This is a genomic window from Sphingomonas mali NBRC 15500 (assembly GCF_001598415.1).
In the GTDB taxonomy this organism is placed as follows: Bacteria; Pseudomonadota; Alphaproteobacteria; order Sphingomonadales; family Sphingomonadaceae; genus Sphingomonas; species Sphingomonas mali.
Window position 1 is genome coordinate 49,760 of the sequence record NZ_BCYX01000004.1, and the last position, 24,564, is coordinate 74,323.

At 64.3% G+C, this 24,564-nt stretch carries 21 protein-coding genes; 13 read left to right on the plus strand and 8 right to left on the minus strand.

Annotated features, from left to right (window positions below):
- The 4 genes from SMA01S_RS05180 to SMA01S_RS05195 all read left to right on the plus strand — a co-directional run bounded on the left by SMA01S_RS05180 (nt 1) and on the right by SMA01S_RS05195 (nt 4,008).
- The gene (locus SMA01S_RS05180; protein WP_084250096.1) at nt 1–1,029 is read left to right on the plus strand and encodes an ATP-grasp domain-containing protein; all 1,029 of its coding nucleotides are present in this window, start codon (nt 1–3) and stop codon (nt 1,027–1,029) included.
- Complete coding sequence (locus SMA01S_RS05185) at nt 1,026–1,727, plus strand: HAD family hydrolase (protein WP_066818820.1); 702 nt, start codon at nt 1,026–1,028, stop codon at nt 1,725–1,727. The genes SMA01S_RS05180 and SMA01S_RS05185 overlap by 4 nt, the downstream gene beginning before the upstream one ends.
- A gap of 1 nt (nt 1,728) precedes the next feature.
- Nucleotides 1,729–2,859 (plus strand): glycosyltransferase family 4 protein, encoded by a 1,131-nt coding sequence (locus SMA01S_RS05190; protein WP_169804191.1) that lies wholly within the window; start codon nt 1,729–1,731, stop codon nt 2,857–2,859.
- A 477-nt stretch (nt 2,860–3,336) separates the two neighbouring features.
- A complete protein-coding gene (locus SMA01S_RS05195; protein ID WP_066818822.1) occupies nt 3,337–4,008 on the plus strand; it encodes a LuxR C-terminal-related transcriptional regulator in 672 nt (223 codons plus the stop codon).
- Here SMA01S_RS05195 and SMA01S_RS05200 read toward each other — a convergent pair.
- Entirely contained in the window at nt 3,956–5,317 is a 1,362-nt protein-coding gene (locus SMA01S_RS05200; protein WP_066818824.1) for a lipopolysaccharide biosynthesis protein, read from the minus strand. The genes SMA01S_RS05195 and SMA01S_RS05200 overlap by 53 nt on opposite strands.
- Nucleotides 5,318–5,627: 310 nt before the next feature.
- On the opposite strand from SMA01S_RS05200, the gene SMA01S_RS05205 reads away from it, so the two are divergent.
- Together SMA01S_RS05205 and SMA01S_RS05210 are read left to right on the plus strand one after the other, a co-directional pair.
- Nucleotides 5,628–7,862, plus strand: a complete 2,235-nt coding sequence (locus SMA01S_RS05205; protein ID WP_218016841.1) for a GumC family protein — start codon at nt 5,628–5,630, stop codon at nt 7,860–7,862.
- A gap of 28 nt (nt 7,863–7,890) precedes the next feature.
- Nucleotides 7,891–8,688: a response regulator transcription factor gene (locus SMA01S_RS05210; protein WP_157093815.1), complete on the plus strand. Its 798-nt coding sequence runs from the start codon at nt 7,891–7,893 to the stop codon at nt 8,686–8,688.
- Between the two features lie 160 nt (nt 8,689–8,848).
- Here the strand turns inward: SMA01S_RS05210 and SMA01S_RS05215 are convergent, their stop codons facing one another.
- The 5 genes from SMA01S_RS05215 to SMA01S_RS05235 all read right to left on the minus strand — a co-directional run bounded on the left by SMA01S_RS05215 (nt 8,849) and on the right by SMA01S_RS05235 (nt 15,309).
- On the minus strand, nt 8,849–9,940 hold the full coding sequence (locus tag SMA01S_RS05215; protein WP_066818833.1) for an NAD(P)-dependent alcohol dehydrogenase: 1,092 nt from the start codon (nt 9,938–9,940) through the stop codon (nt 8,849–8,851).
- A gap of 4 nt (nt 9,941–9,944) precedes the next feature.
- Complete coding sequence (locus tag SMA01S_RS05220) at nt 9,945–12,560, minus strand: TonB-dependent receptor (RefSeq protein ID WP_245649164.1); 2,616 nt, start codon at nt 12,558–12,560, stop codon at nt 9,945–9,947.
- A 139-nt stretch (nt 12,561–12,699) separates the two neighbouring features.
- Nucleotides 12,700–13,590 carry an amidohydrolase family protein gene (locus SMA01S_RS05225; protein ID WP_066818836.1) on the minus strand — a complete coding sequence of 297 codons (891 nt, stop codon included), beginning with the start codon at nt 13,588–13,590 and terminating at the stop codon, nt 12,700–12,702.
- The gene (locus SMA01S_RS05230) at nt 13,587–14,642 is read right to left on the minus strand and encodes a 4-oxalomesaconate tautomerase (protein WP_066818837.1); all 1,056 of its coding nucleotides are present in this window, start codon (nt 14,640–14,642) and stop codon (nt 13,587–13,589) included. Before SMA01S_RS05230 ends, SMA01S_RS05225 begins: the two co-directional genes overlap by 4 nt.
- The gene (locus SMA01S_RS05235; protein ID WP_066818838.1) at nt 14,635–15,309 is read right to left on the minus strand and encodes a 4-carboxy-4-hydroxy-2-oxoadipate aldolase/oxaloacetate decarboxylase; all 675 of its coding nucleotides are present in this window, start codon (nt 15,307–15,309) and stop codon (nt 14,635–14,637) included. Before SMA01S_RS05235 ends, SMA01S_RS05230 begins: the two co-directional genes overlap by 8 nt.
- A gap of 105 nt (nt 15,310–15,414) precedes the next feature.
- On the opposite strand from SMA01S_RS05235, the gene SMA01S_RS05240 reads away from it, so the two are divergent.
- From SMA01S_RS05240 to pobA, 7 genes are all read left to right on the plus strand, one after another.
- Nucleotides 15,415–16,602, plus strand: a complete 1,188-nt coding sequence (locus SMA01S_RS05240) for a LysR family transcriptional regulator (protein WP_066818839.1) — start codon at nt 15,415–15,417, stop codon at nt 16,600–16,602.
- Nucleotides 16,603–16,680: 78 nt separating this feature from the next.
- On the plus strand, nt 16,681–17,553 hold the full coding sequence (locus tag SMA01S_RS05245) for an NAD(P)-dependent oxidoreductase (RefSeq protein ID WP_066818840.1): 873 nt from the start codon (nt 16,681–16,683) through the stop codon (nt 17,551–17,553).
- A complete protein-coding gene (locus tag SMA01S_RS05250) occupies nt 17,550–18,575 on the plus strand; it encodes an amidohydrolase family protein (RefSeq protein ID WP_066818841.1) in 1,026 nt (341 codons plus the stop codon). Before SMA01S_RS05245 ends, SMA01S_RS05250 begins: the two co-directional genes overlap by 4 nt.
- Nucleotides 18,572–19,018, plus strand: coding sequence for a protocatechuate 4,5-dioxygenase subunit alpha (gene ligA, locus SMA01S_RS05255; RefSeq protein WP_066818844.1), 447 nt, complete (start codon nt 18,572–18,574; stop codon nt 19,016–19,018). The genes SMA01S_RS05250 and ligA overlap by 4 nt, the downstream gene beginning before the upstream one ends.
- 1 nt (nt 19,019) lies before the next feature.
- Nucleotides 19,020–19,916: a class III extradiol dioxygenase subunit beta gene (locus SMA01S_RS05260; protein WP_066818849.1), complete on the plus strand. Its 897-nt coding sequence runs from the start codon at nt 19,020–19,022 to the stop codon at nt 19,914–19,916.
- A 41-nt stretch (nt 19,917–19,957) separates the two neighbouring features.
- Nucleotides 19,958–20,908, plus strand: a complete 951-nt coding sequence (locus tag SMA01S_RS05265) for a Gfo/Idh/MocA family oxidoreductase (protein ID WP_066818852.1) — start codon at nt 19,958–19,960, stop codon at nt 20,906–20,908.
- Nucleotides 20,905–22,083, plus strand: coding sequence for a 4-hydroxybenzoate 3-monooxygenase (gene pobA, locus SMA01S_RS05270; protein WP_066818855.1), 1,179 nt, complete (start codon nt 20,905–20,907; stop codon nt 22,081–22,083). The genes SMA01S_RS05265 and pobA overlap by 4 nt, the downstream gene beginning before the upstream one ends.
- Nucleotides 22,084–22,143: 60 nt before the next feature.
- Here the strand turns inward: pobA and SMA01S_RS05275 are convergent, their stop codons facing one another.
- Nucleotides 22,144–23,469, minus strand: a complete 1,326-nt coding sequence (locus SMA01S_RS05275) for an MFS transporter (RefSeq protein ID WP_066818858.1) — start codon at nt 23,467–23,469, stop codon at nt 22,144–22,146.
- 90 nt (nt 23,470–23,559) lie between these two features.
- Complete coding sequence (locus SMA01S_RS05280; RefSeq protein WP_066818860.1) at nt 23,560–24,351, minus strand: CmcJ/NvfI family oxidoreductase; 792 nt, start codon at nt 24,349–24,351, stop codon at nt 23,560–23,562.
- Between the last annotated feature and the right edge of the window lie 213 nt (nt 24,352–24,564).

The following is a 24,564-nucleotide window of genomic DNA, read 5'->3' on the forward strand; positions in this document are numbered from 1 at the left end:
ATGCTGACACAAATCGACACGGGGGATATCGCGCTCGACGGCGTGAAGGGGACCGGTGGGCGAAAGCGCCTGACGATGCTCGTCACATCAGCCGGACGGCGCGTCGCCCTGCTGCAGGCCTTTCGCCGCGGCGCAGAACAGCTCGGCGTCGAGCTCGAATTGCTGGCGTGCGACCTGGAGCCCGATCTGAGCGCGGCTTGTCATGTTGCCGATGAGGCATTCGCCGTGCCGCCGGCGACCGACGATGGCTATGTCGATGAGCTTCTGGCGATATGCCGTCGTCGCCACGTCCAGCTCGTCATACCGACGATCGATCCGGATCTCGAGCCACTGGCGAACGCGCATGATCGTTTCAACACGTTGGGCGCTGAGATCGCCGCAAGCGCGCCGGCCGTCATCGACATCGCGCGGGACAAATTGAAAACAGCGGAGTTCCTCGCGGCGCAAGGTGTTCCGACTCCCCGAACCGAAACGCTGGCCGCGGTTCGGGAGAACCCCGGAAGCTGGACCTGGCCGGTGCTCCTGAAGCCGCGCCATGGAAGCTCCGGGCGCGCGGTGTCGATCGTCCAGAGTCCCGCCGATCTTCCACCCGGCGAGGACGAACCGATGATCGTCCAGACGCTGCTGCACGGCGAGGAATGGACCGTCAGCATTTATATCGACAATGCTGGCCGCTTGCGCGCGGTCGTCCCGCATCGCCGGATCAAGATCCGCGCCGGCGAAGTCGAGAAAGGCGTGACGCGCCGGGCGCCGCGCCTCATCGAGATTGGCGAGAAGATCGCCGCCGCCCTTCCCGGCGCACGCGGTGTCCTGTGCTATCAGGCGATGGTCTCGCCCGACGGAGCGGCGAATGTCTTCGAAATCAACGCCCGCTTTGGCGGTGGCTACCCGCTCGCCGACCATGCTGGCGCCGCTTTCGCCCGCTGGCTGATCGAAGCGCGGCTGGGCATGCCCAGCAGCGCCGGCAACGATTGGACCGAAGACGTGGTCATGCTTCGCTACGATGCAGCCATATTCGTCGAACCGTGACCACCGCGGTCGTCCTGGATCTGGATGACACGCTCTATCTGGAGGAGGCGTATGTCCTTAGTGGCATCGCCTGGCTATCCGACTGGCTGGAGCGGGAGACGGGCATTCTGGGCTTTCAGGCCATAGCCGAAACGCTGCGTGAGATAGGAATCCGCGACCGCCTGTTCGATCGCTCCCTGGCCGAGCTCGGCGTCACGCCGGCACCGGCCTTTATCGATCTCCTCGTCGAGAAATACCGGTCGCATCCTCCAATTATCTCGCTCGCCATCGACGCCGAGGCATTTCTGGCCTCCGACCATGGGTTCGCGCTCGCGCTCATCACCGATGGACATGCCGTTGCCCAACGAGCCAAGATTGCCGCGCTGGGTTTGGAACGTTTCGACATCCAACCCATGATTTGCACGGATGAATGGGGGCCGGACTATTGGAAACCGCATCTCCGTGCCTTCGAGGCGGTCGAAGCATATTACCGGGGCGAGTGCGATGCCTTTGTCTATGTTGCAGACAACCCGGCGAAGGACTTTCTTGCCCCCCGCAGGCTGGGCTGGAGGACCATCCAGATCGATCGCCCCGGGGCCGTCCACCCCCGGGTTCCGCCTAGCGTCGAACACCGTGCCGACACGCGCATCCACTCGTTCGATGAGCTCACCCAATCCACGATCGAACACCTTCGCGGCCGGTCGGCAACGCCAGGATAGCATGCGCATCGTTTTCATCCTGGCGGCGTTGGACGCGGGCGGCGCGGAGCGGATCATCGACCTCGTGTCGCGCGCTGCCTTGGCACAGGGTTGGGACGTGACGATCGTCACCTTCGACCGGCCGACTGACCCCGTTTTCCATCGATATGATGCACGCGTTCGGCTTCGACGGCTCGCCCTCCCCATTGCGGCAAAAGGGCCGTCGCGCATCGTCCTGATGATGCGACGCATCTGGGCGTTACGGAAGCTCCTGCGCAAGGAGCGCTTCGACGTCGCCGTGTCGTTCCTGACCAAGGTCAACGTGCTTGCGTTGCTCGCCAGGATCGGCACCGGAACGCCGATGATCGTTTCGGAGCGCAACAACCCGCTCCGACAGCGATCGCATTTCGTCTGGAAATTGTTGCTCGACCGCCTGTATCCCACTGCTGCCGCTATCGTAATGCTGACCGAGCGGAGCAAGATCTGCCTCCCCCGCGCACAGCGTGTCCGGGCATTGGTCATTCCCAATCCCATGCTCGCCCCGCGGGCCGCGCCGCGAATAGTGTCGCCACCCACCCTTGTCGCCGTCGGCCGACTGACCGAGCAAAAGGGCTTCGACATGTTGCTGAACGCCTTCGCCGAAATTGCCGACGAGGTGCCGGACTGGCGATTGAAGATTTTTGGCGAAGGACCGGATCGCGCCGCGCTGGAACGTCAGATCGAGCGTTTGGGCCTAGGCAGCCGCGCCTTTCTGCCCGGCGCGAGCGCTACACCGGGAGACTGGGTAGCTGCCGCCGATGCGTTCGTATTGTCGTCGCGCTACGAAGGCTTTGCGAACGTCCTCGCGGAAGCGATGGGCTCGGGCCTGCCGGTCGCGGCGTTCGATTGCGATTTCGGTCCTGCCGACATGGTCACGGACAATGTCGATGGATTGCTCGTACCGCCCGAAGACACCGCCGCGCTTGCCGCTGCGTTGCGCCGTCTCCTGACCGATGCGGCACTACGCCAGCGCCTTGGTGCCGCCGCGGTGGCCGGGGCGGTCCGTTTCGATGCGCGACAGGTGAATAAAAGCTGGATCGACCTGATAGCGAAATGCGCCGCTACCAAGGACGACGGTGCTCCAGTGACGAGTCGGCGCAGGCGGGTCGGGTGAGGATGGGAAATGGGAGCATCAATCGGCGGGATCTCGCAATAGTGTTCACTTCATGCCGTCGCTCGCCGAAGCCTTCGTCTGTTCAACGCCAATCGAACGGTGTGTGTAAAATCCCCCAAAACGATAGGCATTAGAACGATTTTCTGCCATTAACATCCTTAACAATCAGGCAAAAATCAAAAGTATATTGCAACACTGTCCAATTGGACAAATCAGACATAGATCAAATTTTCCGAGAGCTCTGGGATCGCTTTGGCTTTGTCCCGGATCAAGCTAATCCAGACTAGCTTGTTTGGACAGTGCGCGCCCGATATGATCTATGTTATTGATCTATATCTTCAAATATACATAATAAAACATATGGCCTTTTCCACCCGAATCGGACATAATAGGTCACAACAGGTCCCAAAAGGATCGGCAGCCATGAGGAGGGTCGCGCTTTCTACCTAACTGGGGGTAACTGATATGTTACAAGACATGCACGTTTCCATCTTGGGGAAGAGCGAGATCATCCGCGAAGGCCTGAGGCGAATCCTGATCGATCAGGGTTTCGTCGTGGACGCAGCCGAATCGAACTCGTTTGATTTCGGACCACTGGATTGCGACGTCATCATCGTCGATGCGAACTCGATCGAAGAAGGCATCCAATCCTGCGGGGAATTGCACGAACGCTTCCCAACCAGCCGCATCGTGCTGATGATGGACCAATATAATATCGAGGAAGTAGCCCAGGCTTTCGCGTCTGGCGCCGTCGATGGCTATCTCGTCAAGGCCATATCCTGTGCGCCGCTGGCCGGTGCGCTGCGCCTCATCGCGATGGGAGAGAAAGTCCTACCATCGGAGCTCGCTGAATCGCTCTCTCATTCCATCCCGCAGATAATGTGCAACGGGCGGGAAGCCGGCATCACCGGCCTCCCCTTGTCGAACCGGGAAATTGAGATCCTGCGGTGCCTGCTCAATGGAGACCCCAACAAGATCATCTCGCGTAAGCTGAATATCGCCGATGCGACGGTCAAGGTTCACATCAAGGCGATCCTGCGCAAGTTGCGCGTGCAGAACCGCACCCAGGCAGCGATCTGGGCCGCAAACCGCGGACTCACGTTGCTGACGGTTGCGGATTCAGCGCCGCTCGACGTAGCGACCGCGTAAATAACAGAGCCGATGTCGGTAGCCAGATTACATTGAACGCAATGTGCGCCAATCCCGCACCGACGACTCCTAGTTGCGGCACGGCGGTGAAGAGGACTGCGTAGAACGCAATCGCCGAGGCGATGACGGCCGGCATCATCTTCGCCTGAAGACCCATTGATGCCAGGCCGGGCCGCAATGCGCTGCCCGACAGGAACAATAAAGCGGCGAATGACTGGACGATCAACGGCATCTCGGCATCCTCGAACTTCGAGCCGCCGATAATGCGGATGATCTGATCACCGGCCAACGCCGCGACGCTGACGAACATCAACCCGAATCCGACCGTCAGGACCTCGACTTGCCGTATCGTCCTGGCAAAGGTGGCAAGATCGCGGCGTGCCCATAAACGTGCGAGCTCAGGATACACGACCTGTTGCATCATCGCCCCCGCCTTGGTCGCCGCCAGGGTGAACTTGCGTACCAGTTGGTAGATGCCGGCACCCGCCGGGCCAGCGATCGCGGCGACGGCAAGGAGGTCGATTTCCTGCGTGCTCTTCCGGATCAGGAGCGTCCCGTTGGCGGCCAGGATGAAGCTCCAGATACCCGGAAAGCGAGCCCCGGCATTCGAGATCGGCGCGCCGAGGATCCCGACAAACCCTTGCGCTTTCAGTTCGCGCCACGCCATCCAGCCGAGAATGACGCGTTGCGAACATTGGAGGACGATGCCGAGGAGAAGGAACGACCAAAGCGAGCCGTCCATTGCCCAGATCACCGCGACGCCGGCGAGGCGGACCGCGGCGATGGCCGGTTCGAGCCAGGCCATCCCGGCAAACCGATTGAATAGTCGCAATACGCCGATCGGTGTGGACGAAATGCCGAAGAGCACCGCAATGCAATAGACGCGCGCCATCGTGCTGGTTGCCGAGTCCCAGCCGAGCCAATGCGCGGCTATCGGAATTGCGAGAAATGCCACCGTAGCCGAAAGCGATGCACCGACCAGATCCATGACCACGCCGAGCTTGACCAGCGATCGAAACCGGTTGCGGTCCTGCTTCTCGAGGGCGTCCGCCCCATAACGGATCAGCGCCTGCCAGGTCTCAAGCCTGACGATCTGGTCGACCATCCGGCCGTAACCTTCGATGGTCGCAAGGATGCCGAGAAGCGCGGGGCCCAGCATCTGGGCGCTGAACGCCAAGGTGATCATGCCGAGACCGACCGCGGAGGCATTGCCGCTGGCAAGATGAAAAGCGTTGCGCGCGAACCGGACCAGCGTGCCGTCATGCCCCGAGCGCTTGGTGGTGGCCGCGATCGACTGATCCGGAGGCATTGTGCTCACGACACGTGCCGGGCGCGATCAAATGGCGTCATGATCATGAGTGTCTTCCCGCGCTGCTGACAGGGACATGCCACCACACCGCCAAAACACCGCCTCCGATATCGGGATAATCCGTGAGGGGTAGCATTTCCCATCACGCCTCACCCATCTGGTCCGGTTCGGTCGCATAGTGATGGACCGGAGTCCCCCTGCCCTATCCTTCATTGCCGCTGCGATGCTGATCGCCACGCCCTACAGTTTGGTCGGCTGCGCTGGTCGCGGGATGAGCAGGCGCACCGCTACGGGGATGGACAGCATGAATATGCACGAGACCCTTTTACCGGACCATCGCGGTCCGGAGGCCCGGTTGGAAGGCCCCTCGGTCGGCACCGACTTCCTGCGCGTGCTGAGGCGACGCTACCGCGAACTTCTCGCCACGATGGCCCTGATCCTCGGCATCACGGTGGTTGCCCTGCTCGTTATCGAACCGCGATATCGGGCAACCGCGGTGATGCGCGTCGATACGGACGATCTCGATCTCAGCAGTGACGACGCCGCCGCGCCAACCTCTATCCGCGACCTGGAATTGCGGCGTGCTCACCAGATCGAAACCCAGCTTCAGCTGTTGAACTCGCGATCGGTGGCGCGCCGGGTGGTGCGCGATCTGGCGCTGTATGACGATCCCGAATTCAATCCCACGGCCGGGCAACCCATGCCGACTGCCTCAGTGGCCAAATCGCGCCCAGCCGCCGGGACGAAGCCAAAGCCTCCCGAGGTGCCGCCCCAATTGATCGAAAAAGTCACCGACCGACTGCAATCCGCGGTCAAGGTCGATCAGGATGGCCAGACCAGTTTCATCAACGTCAGCGCCACGTCCGTCAGCCCGGCCAAGGCCGCCCGAATAGCGAACAAGATCACCTCGTCCTACATCGATATCCAGATCACCGAGCGGCGCGCTGCCCAGCGCCGCGTGGCGGAGGCGTTGGGGCGCCGCGTCGAGGAACTGCGTCAGCAGCTTCTCGCCACCAATTGGTCGATCGCGTCCTACCGCCGCAGCCACAACATCGATCCCGGCCCCGGCAGTGATGCCAATTCGGCCCAGATGAGCAGGGCGGCGTCCGAACTCGCCGCCGCTCGTGCCGCGCGTGCCGAAGCAGGCGCCCGCAGCGCCGGCGCGGGTGCGAGCGGGCAATTAATGTCTCCCTTGCTCGCGACGTTGCGGGCGCAGGAGAACGCCACGAACCAGCGCCTCGCCCAATTATTGACCATGTATGGCCACGCCCATCCCGATGTGCAGAAGGCGGAGGCCGAGCTCGAGCAGATCCGCCGTGGCATCGGAGCGGAAACCGGTCGGCTCCGGCAACAGTTCAGCAATGACGCCTCGGCGCAAGGAGCCCGCGTGGGCACGCTGGCAGGCGACCTTGGCAGCATGCGCTCGCAATCGCTCGAGCGTGGCATGCTGAGCGTTCCGCTGGCCGATCTCGAGCGCAACGCGACGGCGACACAAACGGTCTATCTGTCGCTCCTGTCGCGATTGAAGCAAACGCTGCGGCAGAGCGATCTGGTCAAAGCGGATGCCTCCGTCGCTTCCGCGGCATTGTTGCCGACCCAACCCAGCTTCCCGCGCACCATGCCGATGCTGGGGGCAGCGCTTGCCGCGTCGATGATCATTGGCGTTATCGTCGTCCTTATCTCCGAGGCGACCGACAATCATGTCCGCACCGCGACGCAGATTTACGCCCTCACCGGCCTTCCGACCTTCGGGCTGATCCCCGAAGTTCCACGGCGGAACCGCGTACCGGCGCATGTCGCGGTGATCTCGCGACCTTATACGCTCTTTGCCGAAGCCGTCCGAACGATGGAGGGCAAATTGTCGCGACTGCTGCCACAGCCGAGTGGCAATGTTATCGTCGTGACCTCGCCGCTGCCCGACGATGGAAAGACCACCATCGCAATTGCGCTAGCCGCTGCCGCGATAGCGACCTTCCGGACGGCGATCGTCCTAGAATTCGACCTCAGGCGACCAGGTCTCGACGGCCTGATCGACCGGGATGGCGATGAAAAGGACCTGCTCGACTACCTGCGTGGCGAAGCGACGCTCGACGATATCATCGTGTCGAGCTCGACCTCACCCGGCTTGAAGGCGATCTTCGTTCGCAAGCCCTTCGCCGATCCCGGCGCCGTTCTCGCCTCTCCGCAGATCAAGGTCCTGATGGACGAACTTCGCACGCGGTTCGATCAGATCATCGTCAACACGCCGCCTGTCCTCGCGGTCGGCGACGCAAGCTCGGTGGCACGCTTTGCCGACGCCGTGTTGCTGGTTCTGCGCTGGGGCAAGACGACGCCGGATCTCGTGCAGTCGACGCTGATGCAATTCGATGGCGAAGTGACCGGCGTGGTGTTCAACCGCGTCAACTACGCCAAACATGCTCGGCTGGCATGTGGCGACGGTCTGCAATATTATCATAAGTTCAAGACCTATTACGGCTCTGGTTCTGCCGGCAACGGCATATCGCGCGCCTTGGCCGCGCTCCCGATAGGCATTGCCAAGCCATGATCGCCGCACCCCCGTTCTATCCTTTGACGTGGCGTTTGTAGTGCTGATGGCCAACCCGGATCAGCCATCGGACACCGACAATGTAAGAATGCTGCCGCTCCCGGGCCGCCGCGCCAAGCAGCCGCTTTCTCCGGGAGGAACGGGCCCGCCCAAGGCCCGGCTGCTTATCGTCGATCCGCGATCGCTGACGCGGGATTGCCTGGTCGCCGCATTGCAAGACGCGTCCGATGTCGCATCCGCGGTCGCAGTCGCGAATCTCGAGGAAGCCGTCGCCGTCATCGAGACAAACCGCATCGACGCCGTGGTGGTCAATCTCGCAGCGGATCCGTTCAGCGAGGCGGATCTCGGCAACATCGTGACCACATTGGGCGGCCTGGGCGGGATGCGGGTGGTCATCACATTGACCAACTCGATCGCAGCGCCCTATGCGGCAGCCGCGCTTCGGCAAGGCGTCCGCGTGTTTCTTGGCAGCGATACGCCCTTCGATCGAATCATCGAGGCGATCCGCTTCGCCTGCGCAGGCTGGATGGTCTATCCCGCGTTCGATTTCTCGCTTCTCACCACCATCGATGCGGGCATCTTCCCCGCGATGGAACGCGGCAGCGAAACCGCATGCACGCCGCGGCAGCTTCAGGTGCTCGACGGACTCGAACGCGGGTTGACCAACAAGAGCATCGCCCTGGCGCTTGGTATCAGCGAGCGCGCCGTCAAGGCGCACGTCAAGGAATTGATGCGCCGGCTGAAGGCCAATAATCGAACCCAGGTGGTCGCGCTCGCGTCGCACTTCTCGAAAGCTCGCTCGACGACGCCGCCTCCCCGTCCCTGAAAATCACATCACGAAATAATGCCGCGGCAATTGCGAGTATGTCCTTTTGGGCAAGTTGAGCGGCGCCGTTCGCTCAGGGGATGTCATTGGGCGGCCTGCAGCAAGGAGTCCGTGGTCTCGTAATTGGGCCTGCCGACGTCCGCATAAAACAATCCGGCCGTCAGGACACGGCCGGCATCACCAACACCGGCTTGACCACCGACCCTTCGCTGGAGGCGGCGAACGCGCGTTCGATCTCCGCGAAGCGGTAGGTCCGGACGAGCTTTTCCAGCGGCAATTCGCCGGCGCGATAATGATCGATGAGCCGCGGAATGAAGCGGCGTGGGTCGATGCCGCCCTCGACCACCCCGACGACACGCCGGCCGACAGACATGACGGCGGCAGGGTCGATCGAGATCGCTCCGCCGGGCGGATAGGCGCCGACCAGCGCCAGCGTACCACGCGGGGCGAGCAGGTCGATCGCGCGCTCCACCAATGCCGGAACGCCGGTCGTGTCGACGATATGGTCGAACGGGCCCGACAGCCGTTCGATCGCATCAGCCGTTTCCGTCGCGCCGAGATCACGCGCCAGATCGAGGCGCGCCGGATGGAGGTCGAGCACCGCGATCCTGCTCGCGCCGAGAATCCGTGCGGCCATCACCGCGGCCAGCCCGACCGCACCGCCACCGAACACCGCGATCGACTGGCCGGGTTGCAGGCGCAGCGTTTCCATCACCGTGCCGGCACCGGTCTGGATGCCGCAGCCGAGCGGCGCGAGCAACGCGAGCGGCAATGCGGGATCGATCGGCACCACATTGTCGGCATGCGCGAGCGCCGAGGTGGCGAAAGCGGACTGGCCGAAGATATTACCCCCGACGGCCGAGCCATCGCGCCGGATATCGCCCTCGCCCACCGTCCGCGCGCCGAGAAAATTGCGCGGGACGAACTCGTCGCAATAGCCGGGCTGATGGTCGCCACAGGCCGTGCATCGGCCGCAGCTGTGGAAGCTCAGCAGCACGTGATCGCCCGGCGCGATCCCCTCGACCGCCGAGCCCACCGCCTCGACCACCCCCGCCCCTTCATGCCCCAGGACCACCGGAAAGGGGATTGGCAACCCGCCGTCGCGCATCACCATGTCGGTGTGGCAGACCCCGCAGGCATGGATCGCGACCCGCACCTGCTCTGGCCCGGGCGGGTCGATGGTGACAGCGGCGAGGGTGAACTCGCCGCCGGGAGCCTCTACGATCGCGGCCTGTGCTGTCAGTCCCTCCATCGAATCAGAACCGGAAGCCGAACTTGGCATACCATTCGCGCGGCCGGTTATAGGTGCCGAAGAAGACCCCCGCCGACACGTTCGATCCGCCCGAGGTGAGATAGCGGCCATCGGTCAGGTTGGTGCCGCCGACCGTCAGCGTCCAATGGTCGCCAGGCTCGCGATAGGTCAGGCTGGCATTGACCGTGTTGGTAGTCGGCCGGAACAACAGATAGGTGCGCTGTGCGTCGTTCCATGCGCTGGTGGTGTGGCTCCAGTCGGCGAGCAACACCAACGAGCCGCCATTCCCCAGCCTGGTTTCATAACGCGGACTGAGGCTGAGCTGCCATTTCGGCGTCTTCGGCAACGCCGCCCCGACCAGCGTCCCCGCCTGGAATACATTGGCCCCGCCCACCGCCGTCGCGGCGGGGGATACATAGGTGTAATAGGCATCGGTGTAACCGACCGAGCCGTTGATCGTCAGCCCGGTCACGGGTGCGGCGACCATCTCCACTTCGAAGCCCTTGATCCGCGCATTGCCGGCATTGGCGATGGTCGGCGACGTTCCGATCTGGATGTTGAGCTGGATACCCTGATAGTCGGTCGTGTACGCTGCCGCGTTGAGCTGAAGCTTGTGGTCGAACCAGGTCGACTTGACGCCGGCTTCCCAGGTCGTCGCCTTTTCCTCATCGAAGCCCGGCGCGACATTGCCCTGCGGATTGGTCAGGCGCGTGGTCCAGCCGCCGGTCTTGTAGCCCTTCGACCAGCTGCCATAGAGCAGGATGTCCTTGGCGGCATGCAACTGGATGCCGACCTTCGGCGAGAAGTTGGTGAAGGTCTTGCGGTTGACGCCCGGCACATAGACGCGGACCGGATTGTTCGGGTCCGGGAACGACAATCCCTGCTGGCATGTCACCGGCGCCAGCGGGAACGGCCCGTTGGGCGTGATGTTGCCATTGGCGTCGGAACAGCCGAACAACTTGTAGTTGAACCCGTTGAGCTCCTGCTGCCCGCCCTCGAATTGCTTGTTTTCGCGGGTGTAGCGACCGCCCAGGGTGATGCCGATCAGGTCGATCGGGCGGAAATCCACCTGTCCGAAGGCGGCGTAATTCTCGGTCTTGAGCGTGTTGGGGCCGTCGACCTGAACCAGCCCTTCGGCGAAGGTGACGTAATCGTGCAGGTCGCCGGCTTCCTTGAAATAATAGGCGCCAAGCACGTAGTTGAGCTTGTTGTCGAACGCCTTGCCGAGCAGCTGCACTTCCTGGCTGAACTGCCACTGGTTCATCTTGAAGCTGAGCTGGAGAAAATTGAGCGGCGAGCCATCGGCATCGAGGCCGGCATTCCAATGCAAGGCGCGATACGCGGTGATCGACTTGATCGCGACATTCTTCGCCAGGTCGATATCGACGATGCCGGACACGCCCCAGTTCTTCAGGTCGGAATAGCTGTTCCCGGTGGCGTAGCTGCGGTCGGGATCGGCGGTGACGAAGCGGCTGTCCCACGGCAGCCGGTCGTTATTGGGATTGCCGTCGACATTGACGCTGGCGACGCTCGGCAGCTTGAATTGCGGGCTGTATTGGGTGCTCGTCACGCCGCACAGCGCCTGCGCGCCGCGCGCGGCGATCTGCGCCGACGTGGCGCCGATGCAGAAATTGTACAGCCCGGCAAACAGGAAACCGGTCGTGCCGGTCGGATCGAAGGCAGTGCCCGGCAGGTTAGTCGTGCCGGCGAAATTGCCCGGCACGGTTTCGGCCGTTCCCAGTAGCTTGTTCGCCGATGTTCCCTTGTCGCGGCTGTAATCGCCCGACAAAGTCAGCCGGACCGGGCCGCCATTGTCCCATTTGAGCTTGCCGCGCAGGTTGTAATTGTCATTGGCGCCTTCGCGCTGTGCGCTGTCATAGCCCGCGGCGTCGAACGCGGCGAAGGACGGCGAATTGTTCGCGCGCGCATCGGGATAGGAAATACGCTTCAGATAGCCGTCGCGCGTCCGCACCCCGAACGTGAGTGACGAGGATAACCCATCGGCGATCGGAATATCGACCGTGCCACGCGCCTGGAGCAGATTGAAGCTGCCAGTCGTGATGTCGCCGCTGACGCGGAAGGTCTTGCCCGGGTCGTGGGTGACGATCGAGATCGCGCCGCCGATCGTGTTGCGCCCGAACAAGGTTCCCTGCGGCCCCTTCAGGATCTCGACGCGCTCGACATCGGGCAGGTCCTGGTTGGCGCCGACTGTCCGCGCCAGATAGACGCCGTCCAGATAGATGCCGACGCCGGGATCGATGTTGAATGCGAAATCGTCCGAGCCGATGCCGCGGATATAAGCGGACAGTACGGCGGTGGAGCCGGAGAAGGGCGTGCCGGCGTCGAGATTGACGTTGGGCGCGATCGCCGACAGCTGGGAAATGCTGGTGACCGCCCGCTCCTTCAGCGTGTCGGCGGTGAAGGCCGAGATCGCGATCGGCACGTCCTGCACATTCTCGGAACGCTTCTGCGCGGTGACGACGATATCGGGAATGCCGCTATTGGTTTCGACCTGAGGCGGATCCGCCTGGGGTGGCGTCCCGGGCGCCGCTTGCGCATGCGCGAGCGACGGCAGGATGACGGTGGTCCCCAACAGGATGCCGATAATTGACGTGCGCAAAATTGTCCTCCCCTGAACCCGGCCGCTTTGAACGGTCTGATGAAGAGGACTAGCGCACGCCGGCGCCAACGGCTTGGATTGGAGCGAACGGCCGGCATGGACTCACGCGAACCGCGGGGCATTGGCGAAGTCGTGGCGTTCAGCCCGTAATGTCGGGCCAGTACAACCGCTCGGGATTGTCGATCAGCAGCTTGCGCTGCAATTCAGGCGTCGGGGCGATGCGCGGGATCATGTCGACCAGCGCACCGTCGTCGGGGATCGCATCCTGCATGTTGGGGTGCGGCCAGTCGGTGCCCCACAAGGCACGGTCGGGATAGTCGGCCACTAACGGCGCGACCGCCGCCGCGAAATCGTCCCAGGGCGGCCCGGCGGGATCGAGCCGGTCGGGACAGGTCGCCTTGAACCAGATGTCGTCGCGGCTGTCGAGCAACCGCCGGAACGCCCGCATGTCGGCGCCGTCGGGTCCCTGCGAAACATCTGGGCGACCCATATGGTCGATCACCAGCGGAACCGAGATCGCATCGAGAAACGGCCGCAATTCCTCCAGGATATCGGCCTCGAAATAGACCACGACGTGCCAGCCCGCCGGCAGCCGCTGCGCCACATCGAGGAACTTGTCCTTGGGCGCGTCGTCGACCAGCCGCTTGAGGAAATTGAACCGGATGCCGCGAATGCCACCCTGGTGCAGGCGGTCGAGTTCGGCGTCGGCGATTGCCGGGTCGACCACCGCTACTCCCCTCGCCTTGCCCTCCGATCTCATGATCGCATCGAGCGTGGCGGCATTGTCGGTACCATGACAGCTCGCCTGGACGATGACGTTGCGATCGAACCCCAGCCGGTCGCGCAGCGCGAACAGCATGTCCGGGCCGGCATCCTCGGGCAGGTATTTGGCCTTGGCACTGAACGGGAAAAGCGCGGCGGGGCCGAAGACGTGACAATGCGCGTCGATCGCGCCGGGCGGCGGCACGAAGCGCGGCTGCGAAGGCGCTTCGGCCCAGCTGCGGATGCGACCGTCGACGTCGGTACTCATGCGAACACTTCCCCATCCATCAGCTTGCGCGCGGTACGAAGCAGCGCTGCGGTCGCGACCTGGCCAGCGTCGTCGAGCGTCAGCACGCAGCTCATCTCGCCAGTCGGATGCTCGACCGACACCGTCTTGACCGGACCGTCCGGGACGACCGCCACCGCGGCGGCGGGGGACCCCGGAATCAGGCAGGCGGTGGCGACGCTGACCGCGCCGAGCACCCCGATCGTGGCATGCGCGCGATGCGGGATGAAGCTCCTTACCGTCACCGCGCCGCCATGGCCGGGCGGCGCCACCAGCATCATCTTGGGCACCGATTTCTCGGTCACGTCGCCCAGGTTCATCAGTGGCCCGGCCTTCAGCCGGATCGCCTCGATCCGCGCCTTGAGCGCGCTATCGCCGTCGAGCGTCTCGCGATCCTCATAGCCGGTCGCGCCGACCTCGGCAGCGCTGAACACGACGCACGGCATGCCGTTGTCGATCAGCGTGCAGGCAACGCCTTCGATCTCGTCCACTGCGTTGCCGGTCGGCAACAGCGCCCCGCAGGACGATCCCGCGGTGTCGCGGAATTCGAGCGGCACGGGCGCCGCGGTACCCAGCACGCCGTCGATCCGCGCCTCGCCGGCGTAGGTCGGCACGCCGCCTGGCGTCCGCACCGTCGCCACCGCGATCTGCCCGGTATTCTCCATGAAGATCGCGACGCGGGTCTCGTCGCCCGTCGCCGCAACCAGACCGCGCTCGATCGCGAACGGACCGACGCCTGCGAGCATGTTGCCGCAATTCTGGGCGTCGGTGACGATCGCCTGATCGACGAACACCTGGAGGAACAGATAATCGACATCGACGCCGGGACGGCTCGATTTCGCGACAACCGCGACTTTGGAGGTCAAAGGGTCGGCGCCGCCCATGCCGTCGATCTGGCGTGGATCGGGGGATCCCATCACACGCAACAGCAAGGCATCGCGCGCCGCGGGGTCGGCAGGCAGATCGTCGGCAAGGAAGAACCCGCCTTTGGACGTGCCGCCGCGCATCCACATGCAGCGGATGCCGTCACTCATATTTCAGCCCCATCGCCTCGAGCTTGCCGCGCATATCGTAGATATCGAGCCCGAGTTCGCCCGCCGCCAGCCGCTGGCGCTTCGATTCCTCGTTGGCTTCGCGCGCCTGGGCCTTTGTCAGCACTGACGCGGCATCGGCGCGCCGGACCACGCACACGCCGTCATCATCCGCGACGATCACATCGCCCGGCTCGATCGCGGCGCCGGCGCAAACGATCGGCACGTTGACCGATCCCAGGGTCGCCTTGACCGTCCCTTGCGCGAACACCGCCTTGGACCAGACCGGGAAGGCCATCTGCGTCAGATCACGGACGTCGCGCACGCCCGCATCGATCACCAGTCCGCGGCATCCCCGTGCCATCGCCGAGGTCGCCAGCAGATCGCCGAAATAGCCGTCCTCGCACGGACTGGTCGGCGCGAGGACGAGGATGTCCCCCTGCTTGAGTTGCTCGATCGCGACATGGACCATCCAATTATCGCCCGGCGGCGCGGAGATCGTCACCGCCGATCCGGCGATCCGCGCACCGGGCCAGATCGGCCGCAAACGGCTGGCGAGCAGCCCGATCCGGCCCTGCGCCTCGTGCACCGTCGCGACGCCGGCATGCGCCAGACCATCGATTACCGACGCGTCGGCGCGCTCGATAGTGCGAACCACTCGACCAGCCATGTCCACCTCGCTTCGGATATTGTCGTCTCAGCGCTAGAGAAAGCACTTGCTGGGCGACATTCACAATTATCCCGTTGCGATAAGTTTTTGCTATGATCGCGCGCGATGAGCAATCCATTCGACCTCAACATCCGGCATTTGCGGGCGATATCGGCGATCGTCCGCCACGGCAGCATGAGCGCCGCCGCCGACGCGGTGAGCCTGTCGCAGCCGGCACTGACCCAGGGACTCGCCAAGCTGGAACGCCAGCTCGGCGCGGCGTTGTTCGAGCGCCGGCCCGACGGGATGTCGGCGACGCCCGAGGGCCGGCTGGCGAGCGAACGTGTCGATGCGGCGCTCAACCATCTGACCACCGCCACCCGCGCCACCGCGCGCGGCGGGGCACGTAGCTTCGCGCGCCCCGAATTGCTGATGACCGCGACCCAATTGCGCGCGTTCCTCGCCGTGGCCGATGCCGGCAGTTTCGTCGGCGCGGCCGACGCTACAGACCTGTCGCAGCCCGCCATTCACCGCGCAGTACGCGATCTCGAACAGCTCTGCGCCACGCCTCTGGTCGAACGGCGCGGACGCGGCGTCGCGCTGTCGCCATCGGGCACCAAGCTGGCCCGGGGAATCCGGCTCGCGCGGAGTGAACTCGCGGCGCTGATCGCGGAAGTCGCGGCCGAGCCGGAAGGCGGCGGCAGCGTGGTGATCGGTGCGATGCCGCTCTGCCGCGCGTTGATCCTCCCCGCAGCGATCGCGCGGTTCACGCGCGACTACCCCGGGACGATGATCGACGTGGTCGAGGGATCGTGGCGCGAGCTGGTCGATCCGTTGCGTGACGGCGTGCTCGACCTGATGATCGGCGCGCTTCGTCCGACCGCCCCGCCCGATTGCGTGCAAGAACCACTGATGGTCGACCGGCTCGCGGTGATCGGCCGGGCCGGGCATCCACTCGCGCAGGTCGAGCGGCCGTCGCTCGATCAACTGGCCGCCTATCCCTGGATCGTCGGCCAGCCTGGGACGCCGCTTCGCCTGCAATGGGAAGCCTTGTTCGCCGGCCGTCCCCGCCCGCGCGCGCCGATCGAATGCGGATCGGTGATGGTCATTCGCGGCGTGCTCGCCGATGGCGACTTCCTGACCTTGCTGTCGCCCGACCAGGTGGCGCTGGAGGTCGATGGCGGCCTGCTGACGACGATCGGCCCACGGCTGGAACACAGTATTCGGACGATCGGCATCACGACCCGCGACCATTGGCGGCCCACCCTGCCCCAAGCGCGCTTTCTCGAACTGCTTCGTACGATCGTAGCTTGATCCGGACTTCAGGAATTCCGATAGCGATCCCGGCAAACCGATTGGGGCGTCGGCGGCCATACGGGCTAGCCTCAAGCAATGGACGGAGGGATTGCCTTTATCGGATTTGGCGAAGCCGGGCAGGCATTCGCCGACGGGCTCGGCCGGCCGGCCCGCGCCTATGACCGCAAGACCTATGTCGGTCCGACCCGCCGCGCCAAGCTGGACGATTACGACCGGCTCGGCGTGCAGGGCGCGTTGACCAACCAGGCCGCGGTCGAAGGAGCGGAACTGGTCCTGTCGCTGGTGACCGCGGACAAGGCACCCGCGGCAGCGCGCGAAACCGCGCGCGGCATCGGGAAGAACGCGCTCTACTGCGACATGAACTCGGTCGCGCCGCAGACCAAACGCGCGTCGGCCGAAGCGATCGAACAGGCAGGCGCGCATTATGTCGATGTCGCGATCATGGCGCCGGTGCATCCGGCGAAACGCGCCGTTCCATTGTTGGTCAGCGGCCCGGAGGCCGAGCGCGCCGCGCGGGCGCTGACCGCGATCGGCTTCGGCAATGTCCGCGTCGTGGCCGGCGGCGTCGGTACGGCATCGGCGATCAAGATGATCCGGTCGGTGATGGTCAAGGGAATCGAGGCGTTGACCGCCGAATGCGTGTTGGCAGCGGAAGCGGCTGGCGTTCGCGACGAGGTCATCGCCTCGCTCGACGCCAGCTGGCCGGGCGCCGACTGGAGCCGCCGCGCCGATTACAATCTCGATCGGATGATGGTGCACGGCCTGCGCCGCGCGGCCGAGATGGAGGAAGTGGTGCGGACGCTCGACGCACTCGGCACCGGATCGGCGATGAGCCGCGGGACGGTCGAGCGCCAGCGCGCGATCGGGTCGCGCGCTTTGTCCCCCGCCGCCACGCTCGACGCCAAGCTCGCGGCATTGCTCGGCCGATCGAAGGAACAGGCTGCATGACGTTGGTGATCGACTGCCACGGCCATTACACCACGGTGCCCGCCGCCCATAGCGACTGGCGCGAGGCACAGAAGGCCGCGTTCAAGGAGGGCGGGACCCCACCCCCCTACCCCGCCATCTCCGACGACGAGATCCGCGAGAGCCTGGAAGCGAACCAGATCCGGCTGATCCGCGAACGCGGCGCGGATATGACGATCTTTTCGCCCCGCGCCTCCGCGATGGCCCCGCATGTCGGCGACGAGGCGGTCGCGACCACCTGGGCACGGGTCAATAACGATCTGATCAAGCGCTGCGTCGACCTCTATCCGGACGTTTTCGCCGGCGTCTGCATGCTGCCGCAGAATCCGAAAGCCGACCTTGCGGGCTCGATCACGGAACTGCGCCGCTGCGTAGAAGAGCTCGGCTTCATCGGCTGCAACCTTAACCCCGATCCCGGCGGGGGCCATTTCACCGCGCCGCCGCTGACCGATCGCTTCTGGTATCCGTTCTACGAGGCGATGGTCGAACTCGATGTGCCGGCGATGATCCATGTCTCGGGCAGCTGCAATCCCGGCCTGCACGCCACCGGCGCCTATTACATCGCCGCCGACACGATCGCCTTCATGCAGTTGATCGAGGGCGATCTGTTCAAGGACTTCCCGACGCTCCGCTTCATCATCCCGCATGGCGGCGGCGCGGTGCCTTACCATTGGGGGCGCTATCGTGGCCTCGCCGACATGCTCAAGAAGCCCGCGCTTGCCGGGCACGTCATGAACAACGTGTTCTTCGATACCTGCGTCTATCATCAGCCGGGCATCGACCTGCTCGCCAAGGTGATCGACAGCAAGAACATCCTGTTCGGCAGCGAGATGGTCGGCGCCGTGCGCGGGATCGATCCCGAGACCGGCCAATATTTCGACGACACCAAACGCTATGTCGACGCGCTCCCGATCGGTGATGCCGAACGGCATGCAATCTTCGAGGGCAATGCGCGCCGCGTCTTCCCGCGCCTCGACCAGCAATTGAAGGAGAAGGGGCGATGAGCGAGCCCGAGGACATCCATTCGTACCTTGCCGAGTTCGAGGACATTCCCGGTACGCGCGTCTTCACCGCGAAACGCGCGCGCCAGGGCTATCATCTCAACCAGTTCGCGATGAGCCTGATGAAGGCGGAAAATCGCGAGCGCTTCAAGCAGGACGAGCGCGCCTATCTCGACGAATGGCCGTTGTCCGAGGAGCAGAAGGACGCCGTTCTGCGGCGCGACTATAATCACTGCCTGGATCTTGGCGGCAATGTCTATTTCCTGGCCAAGCTGTTCTCGACCGACGGGCTCAGCTTCGCCCAGGCGGTCTCGACCATGACCGACATGAATTTCGAGGATTATACCAAGATGATGGTCGCCGGCGGCCGCTCGCCCGAGGGGCAACGCTCGATCAAGGCCAATCGGGACGTCGCTGGCGTCGAAGACAAGCAAGGGAGCCGCTGACATGGCACGCATCACCGCCGGCGTGGCGTCGAGCCACGTGCCGCTGCTCGGCGTGGCATCCGATTTCGGCAAGGATTCCGACGATTATTTCGCCCCTATCTTCGCCGGCTATGACTGGACCCGGGCGTGGGAAAAGACCGAGCGACCCGACGTCGTGATCCTGGTCTATAACGACCATGCTTCCGCCTTCGACATGAAGATCATCCCGACCTTCGCGATCGGCTGCGGCGAACACTACAAGCCGGCCGACGAAGGCTGGGGCCCGCGCCAGGTGCCCGACGTCGAGGGGCATCCGGACCTCGCCTGGCATATCGCGCAGAGCCTGATCCTCGACGAATTCGACATGACGATCATCAACGAGATGGACGTCGACCATGGCCTGACCGTCCCGCTGACGATGATGTTCGGCAAGCCCGATGCCTGGCCGTGCAAGGTCATCCCTCTCGCGGTCAACGTCGTCACCTATCCGCCGCCCTCGGGCAACCGCTGCTGGGCGCTCGGCGAGGCGATCCGGCGCGCCGTTGAGAGTTTCGACCAGGACCTCAACGTCCAGATCTGGGGTACCGGCGGGATGAGCCACCAGCTTCAGGGTCCGCGCGCGGGGCTGATCAATCCCGAATGGGACAATCGCTTTCTCGACGGGCTGATCGGCGAGAGCGACCATCTGCGCCGCATCCCGCATATCGAATATCTGCGCGAGACCGGGTCCGAAGGAATCGAGATGGTGATGTGGCTGATCATGCGCGGCGCCCTGGGCAAGCGCACCCGGGCGCTGCATCGCCATTATCACGTGCCGTGCAGCAACACCGCGATCGGCCACATCGTGCTGCGGCCCGACAATGGCGAAGGCCTGGATATGACCGGCGGCGATTACGCCGCGGCGCTCGCGGCCGAATAGCCCGCTCCTTCCCCGCGCAGATTTCGATCAGGAGACACGCATTGACGCTTCGTATCGCGCTCGCCGGCGCCGGCGCTTTCGGTGAGAAACATCTGGACGGCCTCGTCAAGATCGACGGGGTCGAAGTGATCTCCCTGGTCGGCCGCCGGCTCGAGCCGACCCAGGCGATCGCCGCCAAATACGGCATCGGTCATGCCACCACCGAACTGGCCGAGGCGCTGGACCAGCCGGGGCTCGATGCGGTCATTCTCTGCACGCCGACCCAGATGCATGCCGCCCAGGCGCTGCAATGCCTCGAGGCGGGCAAGCATGTGCAGGTCGAAATTCCGCTGTGCGACAATCTGGCCGACGGCGAAGCTGTCCTGCGCAAGCAACAGGAGACGGGGCTGGTCGCGATGGTCGGCCATACCCGCCGATTCAATCCCTCGCACCAATATCTCCATCGCAAGATCGCGGCCGGCGAGCTCGCCGTCCAGCAGATGGATGTGCAGACCTATTTCTTCCGCCGCCAGAACATCAACGCCAAGGGCGAAGCGCGGAGCTGGACCGATCATCTGTTGTGGCACCATGCCGCGCACACCGTCGACCTGTTCGCCTATCAGGCGGGGCCGATCGTCCGGGCCAACGCGATCGAGGGACCGATCCATCCCGAGCTGGGCATCGCGATGGACATGTCGATCCAGCTCAAGGCCGAAAGCGGCGCGATCTGCACCTTGTCGCTGAGCTTCAACAATGACGGGCCGCTCGGCACCTTCTTCCGCTATATCTGCGACAACGGCACCTGGATCGCGCGCTACGACGACCTCGTCACCGGTCGGGAAGAGGCGGTCGACGTGAGCAAGGTCGACGTGTCGATGAACGGCATCGAACTCCAGGACCGCGAATTCGTCGCCGCCATCCGCGAAGGCCGCGAACCCAATGCCAGCGTGGCGCAGGTCATGCCCTGCTACCGCATCCTCGACGCGCTCGAAAAGCAGCTCGCCGGCTCGTGAGCACGCGGCGAACGCAGGTCGCGATCATCGGCGGAGGGCCGGCGGGCCTGCTGCTCGGCCATTTGCTGCGGGCCGAGGGGATCGACTGCCTGATCGTCGAGCGCCAGACCCAGGCGCATGTCGAGGGCCGGATTCGCGCTGGCGTGCTGGAGACGCTGACCACCGACCTGATGGCACGGCTCGGTCTCGACGCTGGCCTCAAGGCGCATGGCATGCGCGAGGAAGGGTTCAACCTCGCCGATGGCGAGCATGTGATCCGGATCGACATCAGCAGGCTGACCGGCAAGCATGTCGTCGTCTATGGCCAGACCGAGGTGACACGCGACCTGATCGCGGCCGCGCCAGACCGGCAATTGGAGATCGTGTTCGAGGCGCAGGATGTCGCGATCCACGATCCCGACGGCGCTGCGCCGTCGATCAGCTTTACCAAGCAGGGCGTCGAGCATCGCATCGAGTGCGAGATCATCGCCGGTTGCGACGGCTTTCACGGTCCCTCGCGCAAGGCGATCCCGGCCGGCGAGGACCGCGTTTTCGAGCGCGTCTATCCGTTCGGCTGGCTCGGCATCCTCGCCGACGTCCCGCCCTGCCATCCCGAGCTGATCTATTCGAACAGCGACCGCGGCTTCGCTCTCGCGTCGATGCGCTCGCCGATGCGCAGCCGCTATTACATCCAGGTCCCCTTGAGCGAACGGCTGGAGGATTGGCCGGCGGAGCGGCTATGGGACGAGCTCGAACGGCGCTTCGCCCCGCTTGCCGAGCGTCCGGTGATACGCGGGCCGGCACTCGAAATGTCGATCGCGCCGCTCAGGTCCTATGTCTTCGAGACGATGCGCCACGGCCGCCTGTTCCTGGCCGGCGACGCTGCGCATATCGTCCCGCCGACCGGGGCCAAGGGGTTGAACCTCGCGGCATCCGACGTCGCCTATCTGTCGGACGCGCTGATCGGATATTTTGCCCGCGGCGACGAGCGTGGTTTGCTCGGCTACGAGGCCAGGGCGCTGGCCCGGATCTGGAAGGCCGAACGGTTCAGCTGGTCGCTGACCAAGCTGATGCACCGCTTTCCCGAGGACGGGGCATTCGAACGCCGCATGCAAAAAGCCGAGCTCGACTATCTCGCCGGATCGTCGGCGATGCAGACCGCGATCGCCGAAAATTACGTGGGACTGCCGCTCTAGGACCACCTTCCGGGAACGGCGAGGCAGTGTCGCGTTCTCTCTGAATGTATGCCGAACATACTATTTGGCGTCTTCCAGGCGCAGTTTGAGCAGCATCAGCGCAACGGCGGCGACGAGCGATCCGGCCGCCAGTGCGATCGCGACCCCCGCCAGCGGCAAACCCGCATTGAACAACAGGCCGGCCAGGATCGGCGACAGCGCCGCCCCGCCCCGCCCCACACCGATCGCGAAGCCGGTGCCGGTTGCGCGAACATGGGTCGGGAATGCCCGCGCAAAGATCGTGTAGAGCCCCACCACGGCGCTGTTGGTGAATAGCCCGGACGCGCAGGCGAGCATTGCGAGGCCGGATAGCGAGCGCACGCCCGCGGCGCCGAACAAGGCGACCATTACCGACGATACCAGCAACACGCCGATCGTCATCGGCTTCAACGCGAAACGCTGAGCGAACAGGCCGAAGACCGCCCCACCCACCGCACCGCCGACATTCGCCCAGACCAAAACGCCGGCCGCCTGAGCCGGCGCGTGGCCGAGGTCGACGACGATCTTCGGCGCCCATTTCAGGATGAAGTAGAAGCTGACGATATGCGCGAAATAGGCCAGCGTCAGCAGCAATGTCGTGCTCCGCAGCCCCGGCTTCAGGATGTCGGTCAGCGACGCACGATCTTCGTCCGGCGAGACCGCGGGCAGCGTCTCGACCGGCGCATGCCCCATTCGCGCCAGCGTCGCGTTGACGCGATCGAGCGCGCCCGGCGGCCGCCGCGACATGAGGAACTGGACCGGTTCCGGAACGAGGAACCAGACCAGCGGCACAAAGCACGCGGTGACGATCGCGCCGAATTCGAAGACGGCGCGCCAATCGCTTCCCTTGAGCAATTGGGCGGCGATCGAGCCGCCCAGCACCGCGCCGATCGGATAGCCGATCACCATGATCGCGAGCGAGAGATTGCGGCGGCGGCGGTTGGCGAACTCGGCTGCGACCGCGTTGATCGCCGCGAGCATACCGCCGATGCCGAGTCCGGTTATCACGCGCCAGACCGACAACGTGACGATGTCGTGCGCGGTGGTGACCATGAACATCCCGGCCGCCATCGCCACCAGGCATCCCAGGATCGTCCGCCGCCGCCCGATCCGGTCGGCGACGCCGCCGAGCAGCATCGATCCTACCGCCATGCCGATCAGTTCCATCGACAGCACGACGCCCAGAGCGGCGCGGTCGATTCCCCATTCGGTGGCGATGCCCGGCGCGGCAAAACTGATCGACAGGACGTCGAACCCGTCGAGCGCGTTCAGTCCAACGGTGATCGCCACCGCAGCGATCTGGAGTGCGCCCATTGGCGCCTCATCGATCGTGATACGCGGATCCTGCTGTCCAGCTTTCGACATCATCCCTCCCAAGATATTTGTATGTTAGACAAACCAATAATCAGCCCATTTCGGGCGCATTAGCCGCTTGCCGCGTTCAACCTATGGACGAAGCTAGAACCAATAGGCGATCGCCCGCATCTCGATCGACGCGCGCGGCACCGCGTCGACCGGGCATTGGGAGTCGTCGAACGCGACGTGCGGCACCGAATGCGCGCGATCCGGATCGCTGTCATAGGTTTTGAAGACGATCGCCTCGTCACGCGAAAGATCGGGGAACCAATGCCAGCGATGCGCCGACGAATGCGCGACGACCAGACCCTCGAACGACCAGACGATCTCTCCGTCCTGGTCGAACATCGCGTCAGCCGGCAACAGATCGGCGTCAGCGACGCTGCGCGCGTCACACAAAGCGAGCGGCACATCCTGCGGCGCCGGCGAGATGGCGCGCCAAATATTATAGTGCGCGACACGCCGCGGCGCGGGCGCATCGGCGGGCTGCGACCGCTCGGCGAACTGCCCGGCGGTGGCGTCCGACACGTCGACATGGGCGAACCGTGCAGGCTTCGAATTGTCGAGCGCACCCGATAGTGTCGAACGCTCGGCGAAGCGCAGCACGCCGGTTCCGGTCACGACCACCTCATCCGCCCCCGACACGCGTCGTACCAGATCGACTATCTCCTCCGGGTGGACATGCTGCACTTCGGCTGCGTCGGCAAAGTCGCTTACGGCGCTGCGATGCGGCACCAGAATGAAGCCCTCGCCATCGAGTGTCGTCCCGATATCGCGCGCTGCGCGAATCTCCATCGGGCGCGGATCGAGCACGACAGTGTCGCGGCTCGAATCATTGGCGAAATACCGCATCCGTCCCAGTCCGCGGGCGACATAATTGATTCCGACCTGCATGAGCCTGTCCTCTGAAAAAGCCCGCATCGCCACTCACCGATGCCGCGACATTTTTTGCGCAGCATTAACCGCTTAGCCCGCGTAACTCAGTGACCTACATCATCCGCCCGGAGGCAAAAGAGTGGCGCTTATAGGGGTAGTTCTACTACTCCTTGTCAAGCAATCAATCGTATGTCTTACTGACAATACGTACCCATGAAGGTGCGCACGGGC